This window comes from Actibacterium sp. (assembly GCF_041584535.1).
Classification (GTDB): domain Bacteria; phylum Pseudomonadota; class Alphaproteobacteria; order Rhodobacterales; family Rhodobacteraceae; genus Actibacterium_D.
In genome coordinates this window covers 1-7,197 of sequence record NZ_JBFHDW010000131.1, presented here as the reverse complement: position 1 = coordinate 7,197, position 7,197 = coordinate 1, and the positions used below count along the sequence as shown (strand labels likewise).

Sequence of the window (7,197 nt, the reverse complement as noted above, 5' to 3'; positions counted from 1 at the left end):
TTAGGGTGATCCGAAACAAGGAACAACGGGCAGCGCCCGCCCATGGGGCGGGTCGGGCGCTGCCCGGCCTGACGGCCGGGCAAAGGGTTAATCATCCATCTTCAGCGCGCTGATGAACGCCTGTTGCGGGATCTCGACCTTGCCGAACTGGCGCATCTTCTTTTTCCCGGCCTTCTGCTTTTCCAGCAGCTTTTTCTTCCGGGTCGCGTCGCCGCCATAGCATTTCGCCGTCACGTCCTTGCGCATCGCCGACAGGGTTTCGCGGGCGATCACCTTGCCGCCGATCGCCGCTTGAATCGGGATCTTGAACATGTGGCGGGGGATCAGTTCCTTCAGCTTTTCGCACATGGCGCGGCCACGGGCCTCGGCGCGGTCGCGGTGCACCATCATCGACAGCGCATCCACCGGCTCGTCATTCACCAGCACCTGCATTTTCACAAGGCTATCCTCGCGGTAGCCGATCATCTGATAGTCAAAGCTGGCATAGCCCTTGGTGACTGATTTCAGCCGGTCATAGAAATCGAACACCACCTCGTTCAGCGGCAGGTCATAGACCACCATCGCCCGGCTGCCCGCATAGGTCAGATCCATCTGGATGCCGCGCCGGTCCTGACACAGTTTCAGGATGTCGCCCAGATATTCATCGGGCACCAGAATGGTCGCCTTGATCCGCGGTTCCTCGATATGATCGACATAGGTCAGGTCGGGCATGTCGGCGGGGTTGTGCAGCTCGCGCGTGGTGCCGTCTTTCATATGCAGATGATAGACCACCGACGGGGCCGTGGTGATCAGGTCGATGTCATATTCGCGCTCAAGCCGGTCGCGGATCACCTCAAGGTGCAGCAGCCCGAGAAAGCCGCAGCGAAAGCCAAAGCCCAGCGCGGCCGAGGTTTCCATCTCGTAGCTAAAGCTGGCATCGTTCAGCGCCAGTTTCTCGATCGCATCGCGCAGGTCTTCAAACTCGGCGCTGTCGACCGGGAACAGGCCGCAGAACACCACCGGCTGCGATGGTTTAAAACCGGGCAGCGCCTGGGCGCAGGGCCGTTTTTCATGAGTGATGGTGTCGCCGACGCGGGTGTCGCGCACCTGTTTGATGCTGGCGGTCAGAAAGCCGATCTCGCCGGGGCCAAGTTCGGGAATGTCTTCCATCTTGGGGCGGAACACGCCCAGACGCTCGACCGGATAGGCGCCGCCGGTGCGCATCATCTTGATCTTGTCGCCCCTCTTGATCACCCCGTCGATGACCCGGATAATGACGACAACGCCCAGATAGCTGTCGTAATAGCTGTCGACCAGCATCGCCTTCAGCGGCGCATTGCGGTCGCCCTTGGGCGCGGGCAGACGGGTGACGATGGCCTCAAGCACGTCGGCAATGCCGATGCCGGTCTTGGCGCTGATCTGCACCGCGTCCGAGGCGTCGATCCCGATCACATCCTCGATCTGTTCGGCCACGCGCGCGCAATCGGCGGCGGGCAGGTCGATCTTGTTCAGGACCGGCACGATCTCGTGGTCGGCATCAATGGCCTGATAGACGTTGGCCAAGGTCTGAGCCTCGACCCCTTGCGTCGAGTCCACCACCAGAAGCGACCCTTCGACCGCCTGCATCGACCGCGACACTTCGTAGCCGAAATCGACGTGGCCGGGGGTGTCGATCAGGTTCAGCACATAGGTCTCGCCATCCTTGGCCGGATACTCGATCCGCACGGTGTTGGCCTTGATGGTGATGCCGCGCTCGCGCTCGATATCCATGTTGTCCAGAAGCTGCGCTTTCATATCGCGCTCGGCAACGGTGCCGGTCAGCTGAATCAGCCGGTCGGCAAGGGTGGATTTCCCGTGGTCGATATGCGCCACGATCGAGAAATTGCGGATGTGTTTCAGGTCGGTCATGATCCCCGCGATATGCTGTGGTTTTAGGGGCTGGTCAATGGGGATTGCGCCTTTGGCCGCTGCGCCGGCCCCGATGGCCGCCCCCGACGTGGCCAATGCGCCCTTTCGCCGCCCCCGGAATCTTGTGAATTGAAAATTGCGCCGGATTTCGGCATATTTTCCGCATGAGTTAACCTTGCCGGGCACAGACTCGGACAACAGACGTCACCCGGCTGGATCGAGGCAGACAAATGAACAAACTGGTAATTGCTGCGGCAATCCTTGTTGCCGGCGCATCGGGCGCCTTTGCGGGCGTGATCGAAAGCGCCTGTTTGCACACGGATCGCAAGGCCGTGTCCCGCCAATTGTGCGGGTGCATCCAAGAGGCCGCCGACCTGACGCTGGACCGCAGCGATCAGAAAATCGCGGCTAGCTTCTTTAAAGACCCGCACAAGGCGCAAGAAACCCGCCAGTCGAACCGCCGCAGCGACGAGGCCTTCTGGCAACGCTATCAGCAGTTCGGCAGCACGGCCGAGGCCTTCTGCAAGCTGTAACTAGCGCCGCAACCGCGCCAAGACCCCGTGACTGGCCTGTTCGATCAGGTCCAGCACCAGATCGAATCCGCCATCGTAATAGGGATCGGGGACTTCCTCGCGTTCAAGCCCGGCATAGGTCAGGAACAATTCGACCTGAGTTTCGCTGTCGATGGGCCGCATCCGCTCCAGCGCCATCAGGTTGGCGTGATCCATCGCAAGGATCAGGTCAAAGCGGCTGAAATCCGCGGCGCTGACCTGTTGCGCCCGCAGCGGGCTCAGGTCATAGCCGCGCGCAGCCGCCTCGGCCGTCGCCCGCCGGTCGGGCGGATCGCCCACATGCCAGCCGCCGGTGCCGGCGCTTTCCACATAGACATCGGCCCCGGCCTGATCGGCCAGCGCCTGAAACACGCCATGCGCGGTGGGTGAACGACAGATATTTCCGAGACAGACAAACAGAATTCTGGTGGTCATCGGCCCCTCCATTCTGTCACAATCCTAGCGCAAGGAGGAGGCAATGGCCAAGATCGTCATTCTGACCGGCGCGGGAATTTCCGCCGAAAGCGGGCTGGGCACGTTTCGCGACAAGGACGGGCTGTGGACGCGCTATGATCTGAACGACGTCGCCACCCCCGAAGGCTTTGCCCGCAATCCGGCGCTGGTGCATGAATTCTACAATGCCCGCCGGAAAAATTGCTTTGAATCCGAACCCAACCCCGCGCACATCGCTCTTTCAAGGTTGGAAAACTACTATGAAGGCGAGGTGCTGATCGTCACGCAAAACGTCGATGACCTGCATGAACGCGCCGGATCGCGCGCGGTCTGGCACATGCATGGCGAACTAAGCCGTGCCAAATGCGCCGATTGCGACCACCGCTGGTCGGCGCCGCTGGAAATGACCCCCGGCGCGCCCTGCCCCGCCTGCAACAGCAGCGCCACCCGCCCCGACATCGTCTGGTTCGGTGAATTCCCCTATCACATGGACGACATCTGGGACGCGCTGCGGGCCGCTGACCTGTTCGTGTCGATCGGCACCTCGGGCAATGTCTTTCCCGCCGCCGCCTTTGTTCAGGACGCCGCCCGCGCCGGGGCACGGACGCTGGAGCTGAATCTGGAACCGTCGATGGGCAGCCATGACTTTGCCGAGGCGCGTTTCGGCCCCGCCAGCCAGCTTGTGCCGCATTGGGTGGATCAGGTGCTGGGTGCCTAGCGAAACGCCGGCCCGTGCGCCCAGACGGTCAGGGAATAGCGCTCGCCCGCGGTGACGGGCGTGACCCGGTGCAGCACAAAGGCCGGAAAGATCGTCGCGCTGCCGCGCTGCCGCGAGGCCTCGCGGACATGGCTGTCGGGCTGAAGTTCCAAAACACCGCCCTGATAACTGTCAGGCGACGACAATTGCACCACGATGGTCAGCTTGCGCTTGCGCGCCACCGGTCCGTCGCCAATGTCGGAATGCCAGGTGAAATGACCCTCGCGCTCGGCCCCGTAGCGAGCAACCTGCGCGCTTTCGGCGAATTCACGCAGGTCGAAATCGAACCGGTTGCGATTGGTTTCGGCGACGACCTGAATGATCCGGTCCATCACCCATTCCGCGCCTTCGCGCTCGTCCAGCCAGGCAATATCGGCGCGGCGATAGTTATGATCCGAAGCCCCGCGCACCAGCCCGGCATCGCTTAACGCATCGGCATTCGCCTGCACGATAATGCGATCGCATTCCTCGTCGGAAAACGCCCCGTCAAAAGTAAAACTGCTGTGCATCGGAATTGAACCGCCCTGATCACGACCCGCGGATCTAGTGCGCTCAATTCCGACCACAGTCTGTCACGCCAGCGACCGTCAAAGGTCGCTTTCGGTGCTTTGTCAGTTCTGACCGGACTTCTGCAACATCAGCGCGTGATCCGGCTTGCGGTTCAGGTCGACGGGCACCTGAACGACAACCTCGCCCGCCTGTTCAAAGGTCAGGGTCAGCTCGATCATCTCGCCCTGCACCAGCGGCCGGTTCAGGCCCATGAACATCACATGATCGCCGCCCCGCGCCAGCGCGTGAACGCCGCCCGCCGGGATGGCAAAGCCTTCTTCGACCTCGACCATCTGCATCACGCCATTGGCATCGGAAATATGCGTGTGCAGCTCGACCCGCTGGGCAACATCCGAGCGGACTGCGACCAGACGATCCTCGACCTCGGCGGCGTTATGGATCTCCATGAAAGCCGCGCCTGAAACCGCGCCCATGGTCGAGGCGCGCGCATAAGCGTCCTCGACGGTGATCGACCCGGCCCAGATCGGACCGGCAAAAGACACTGCGGCAATGGCCGCGAACAGAGTTTTGGAAAGGGACATCTTGTCCTCCTGATAGGTTGGAATTGCGTGAGAAAGCTCAGGCAATCCCCGGAGGACCGCGCGCCACCGCTCGGGTGCGGCTCAGATCGGACTGGGCGCGCTGCTGAGCGATCGGCAACCGCTCGCCCGGCTCAAGCTCCTGCGCCGGCACGACCGGCTGCGGCACGTCCAACGACACAAAGGCCGCCACCCCGTCAGGGCAGATATGCGGCGCGCCAACCGGGTTGCCTTCGGCATCCAGATGGATGACCTGCAGGCCAAAGCCGGAACAGATAACCACGTCGCTGACCGCAGGCGCCTGCCCCCGCGCCACCGCAAGGGTCAGCGACGTCATGGCCAGCATCAGCGCCAGCGCCAGGGTAAAGATCGGGCGCACCAGTTTCATCCCTGCCCTATAGCCCGCCCGCCGGCGCAAGCGAAAGCGACAAAAAGAAGCGGCCCCGCCATTTCTGACGGGGCCGCAAACTTTCAACATTGAAAGGGGCTATCAGGCGGCTGCCTGAGCCTTTTCAAGGTCTTTCTTGATTTTCAGAGCTTTTGCAGACAGCTCGGCATCTTTGGCTTTCGCCAGGAATGCGTCCAAGCCACCGCGGTGGTCCACCGTGCGCAGCGCCGAAGCCGACACGCGCAGCTTGAACGAGCGGCCCAGCGTGTCAGAGATCAGCGTCACATCGTTCAGGTTCGGCAGGAACCGGCGGCGGGTCTTGTTGTTGGCATGGCTGACATTGTTGCCAGTCATCGGGCCTTTTCCGGTCAGTTCGCAGACGCGCGACATGGGTCTCTTCCTTGTCTCGATAAACACTCGTGGCGCCGCAAAAGCAGCGCCCTTGAATTCGGTCTCGGTGCTTTAAGGGCAAATCACCGGGGGCGTCAAGGGATTCGTTGTCGAATTCCGCGCGTTTGCCTGCAAGACGTGGTTTGCGCCGCCCTGCGGGCGTCGCGATGCCTCCGGCGGGGATATTTTTCCGAAGAAGAAACCCAGCTTGGTCTTTTTCTTGGCAAAAATACTCAAATCCGACATCGCCACGGGCGCGCGGATTCAGGTCAGGGTCGCCAGCATTTCCGCTGCGGCGCCTGAAACGCTGGTTTCGCCTTTGGCGACAGCGCGGCCCAGATCCTGCATGCGGGCGCGAATCTCGGGGTCGGTGTCCAGCCGTGCCAGCAGGCCCATGCGCACCTCTTCGCCGAACCAGTGCTGCGCCTGTTCCGAGCGGCGGCCGTCAAAGTGACCGTTCTCGCGCCGCCAGTCGGCCAGTGCCTGCATGTCTTCCCACGCCTTTTGCAACCCGGCCTCTTCCAGCGCCGAAACCGTCATCGCCTTGGGAAAGCCCTCGGGGTCTTGCGGGCGTTTGCGCAGCAGGCGCAGCGCCCCGGCGTAATCGGCGCAGGTGCGCATTGCGGCGGGTTTCAGATCGCCGTCGGCCTTGTTCACCAGAATGATGTCGGCCATTTCCATGATGCCGCGCTTGACGCCTTGCAACTCGTCCCCGCCCGCCGGGGCCAGCAGCAGGATGAACAGATCCGACATATCGGCGACCATGGTTTCCGACTGCCCGACACCTACGGTTTCGATCAGCACCACGTCAAAGCCTGCGGCCTCGCACAAAGCGACGGCATCGCGGGTGCGGCGCGCCACGCCGCCCAGCGCCGACTGGCTGGGCGAGGGACGGATAAAGGCATTGGGGTCGCGCGACAGGCGCTCCATCCGGGTCTTGTCGCCAAGGATCGAGCCGCCCGACCGGGCTGAACTGGGGTCGACCGCCAGCACCGCCACCCGCAGTCCGGCCGCCGTCAGCATCATGCCGAAGCTTTCGATGAAGGTGGATTTACCGACGCCCGGCGTGCCCGACAGCCCGATGCGCAGCGCCTGCCGCCCGCTGCCGGCCAGCCGGTCCAGCAGGGTGATCGCCTGCGCCCGGTGATCGGGGCGGCCACTTTCCACCAGCGTGATCGCGCGGGCCAGCGCCCGGCGCTCACCGGCCAGAATCTTGGTGGCAAGCGTGTCGGTATCCATCGGCATCTCCCGGTTGTCGTGCCGCCCTGTTTGCCCTTGCACGCCCCCGCCTGTCCAGCCCGTTTGCCGAATTTTCCCCCGCATCTGGCGCGGGCGCGGGAAATCGCTGATAAGGGCGGCATGGAGACCGATCTGCCGATAGGCGCGGTGCTGGAACCGCTGATGGCGGCGCTGCGCGCCGAGGGCCGCGCCGTGCTGCAGGCGCCGCCGGGGGCTGGCAAGACCACCATCGTGCCGCTGGCGATGCTTGAGGCCGGGCTGACGCGCGGGCGGATCGTCATGCTGGAACCGCGCCGTCTGGCCGCCCGCGCCGCGGCCGAGCGCATGGCCGAAACTTTGGGTCAGATCGTGGGCCAGACCGTGGGCTATCGCATTCGCGGCGAAAGCAAGGTCGGCCGCGACACGCGCATCGAGGTCGTGACCGAGGGCATCCTGACCCGGATG

General features: G+C 63.3%; 9 protein-coding genes and 1 pseudogene. 3 read left to right on the top strand and 7 right to left on the bottom strand.

What is annotated here, in order from left to right; all coding sequences use genetic code 11:
- Window positions 1–87 precede the first annotated feature (87 nt).
- On the bottom strand, window positions 88–1,887 hold the full coding sequence (gene lepA / locus ABYW26_RS08065) for a translation elongation factor 4 (RefSeq protein WP_372604259.1): 1,800 nt from the start codon (window positions 1,885–1,887) through the stop codon (window positions 88–90).
- A 230-nt stretch (window positions 1,888–2,117) separates the two neighbouring features.
- On the opposite strand from lepA, the gene ABYW26_RS08060 reads away from it, so the two are divergent.
- On the top strand, window positions 2,118–2,420 hold the full coding sequence (locus ABYW26_RS08060) for a hypothetical protein (protein WP_372604258.1): 303 nt from the start codon (window positions 2,118–2,120) through the stop codon (window positions 2,418–2,420).
- Here the strand turns inward: ABYW26_RS08060 and ABYW26_RS08055 are convergent, their stop codons facing one another.
- Window positions 2,421–2,873 (bottom strand): low molecular weight protein-tyrosine-phosphatase, encoded by a 453-nt coding sequence (locus ABYW26_RS08055; RefSeq protein ID WP_372604257.1) that lies wholly within the window; start codon window positions 2,871–2,873, stop codon window positions 2,421–2,423. It abuts the gene before it with no gap.
- Window positions 2,874–2,916: 43 nt separating this feature from the next.
- Here ABYW26_RS08055 and ABYW26_RS08050 point away from each other — a divergent pair, with 43 nt between their 5' ends.
- The gene (locus ABYW26_RS08050; protein ID WP_372604256.1) at window positions 2,917–3,609 is read left to right on the top strand and encodes an NAD-dependent deacylase; all 693 of its coding nucleotides are present in this window, start codon (window positions 2,917–2,919) and stop codon (window positions 3,607–3,609) included.
- On the opposite strand, the gene ABYW26_RS08045 is transcribed toward ABYW26_RS08050, so the two are convergent.
- The 5 genes from ABYW26_RS08045 to meaB all read right to left on the bottom strand — a co-directional run bounded on the left by ABYW26_RS08045 (window position 3,606) and on the right by meaB (window position 6,753).
- The gene (locus tag ABYW26_RS08045) at window positions 3,606–4,157 is read right to left on the bottom strand and encodes a 2OG-Fe(II) oxygenase (RefSeq protein ID WP_372604255.1); all 552 of its coding nucleotides are present in this window, start codon (window positions 4,155–4,157) and stop codon (window positions 3,606–3,608) included. The two genes, ABYW26_RS08050 and ABYW26_RS08045, sit on opposite strands and share 4 nt — an antisense overlap.
- Before the next feature lie 102 nt (window positions 4,158–4,259).
- Entirely contained in the window at window positions 4,260–4,739 is a 480-nt protein-coding gene (locus tag ABYW26_RS08040) for a copper chaperone PCu(A)C (protein ID WP_372604254.1), read from the bottom strand.
- A gap of 37 nt (window positions 4,740–4,776) precedes the next feature.
- A complete protein-coding gene (locus tag ABYW26_RS08035; protein ID WP_372604253.1) occupies window positions 4,777–5,124 on the bottom strand; it encodes a hypothetical protein in 348 nt (115 codons plus the stop codon).
- Window positions 5,125–5,226: 102 nt separating this feature from the next.
- Complete coding sequence (gene rpmB, locus ABYW26_RS08030) at window positions 5,227–5,514, bottom strand: 50S ribosomal protein L28 (protein ID WP_372604252.1); 288 nt, start codon at window positions 5,512–5,514, stop codon at window positions 5,227–5,229.
- Window positions 5,515–5,778: 264 nt separating this feature from the next.
- Window positions 5,779–6,753 carry a methylmalonyl Co-A mutase-associated GTPase MeaB gene (meaB, locus tag ABYW26_RS08025; protein ID WP_372604251.1) on the bottom strand — a complete coding sequence of 325 codons (975 nt, stop codon included), beginning with the start codon at window positions 6,751–6,753 and terminating at the stop codon, window positions 5,779–5,781.
- Window positions 6,754–6,873: 120 nt separating this feature from the next.
- Between meaB and ABYW26_RS08020 the strand changes: the two are divergent.
- Window positions 6,874–7,197 (top strand): annotated as a pseudogene (locus ABYW26_RS08020) (ATP-dependent helicase HrpB); the annotation flags it as partial.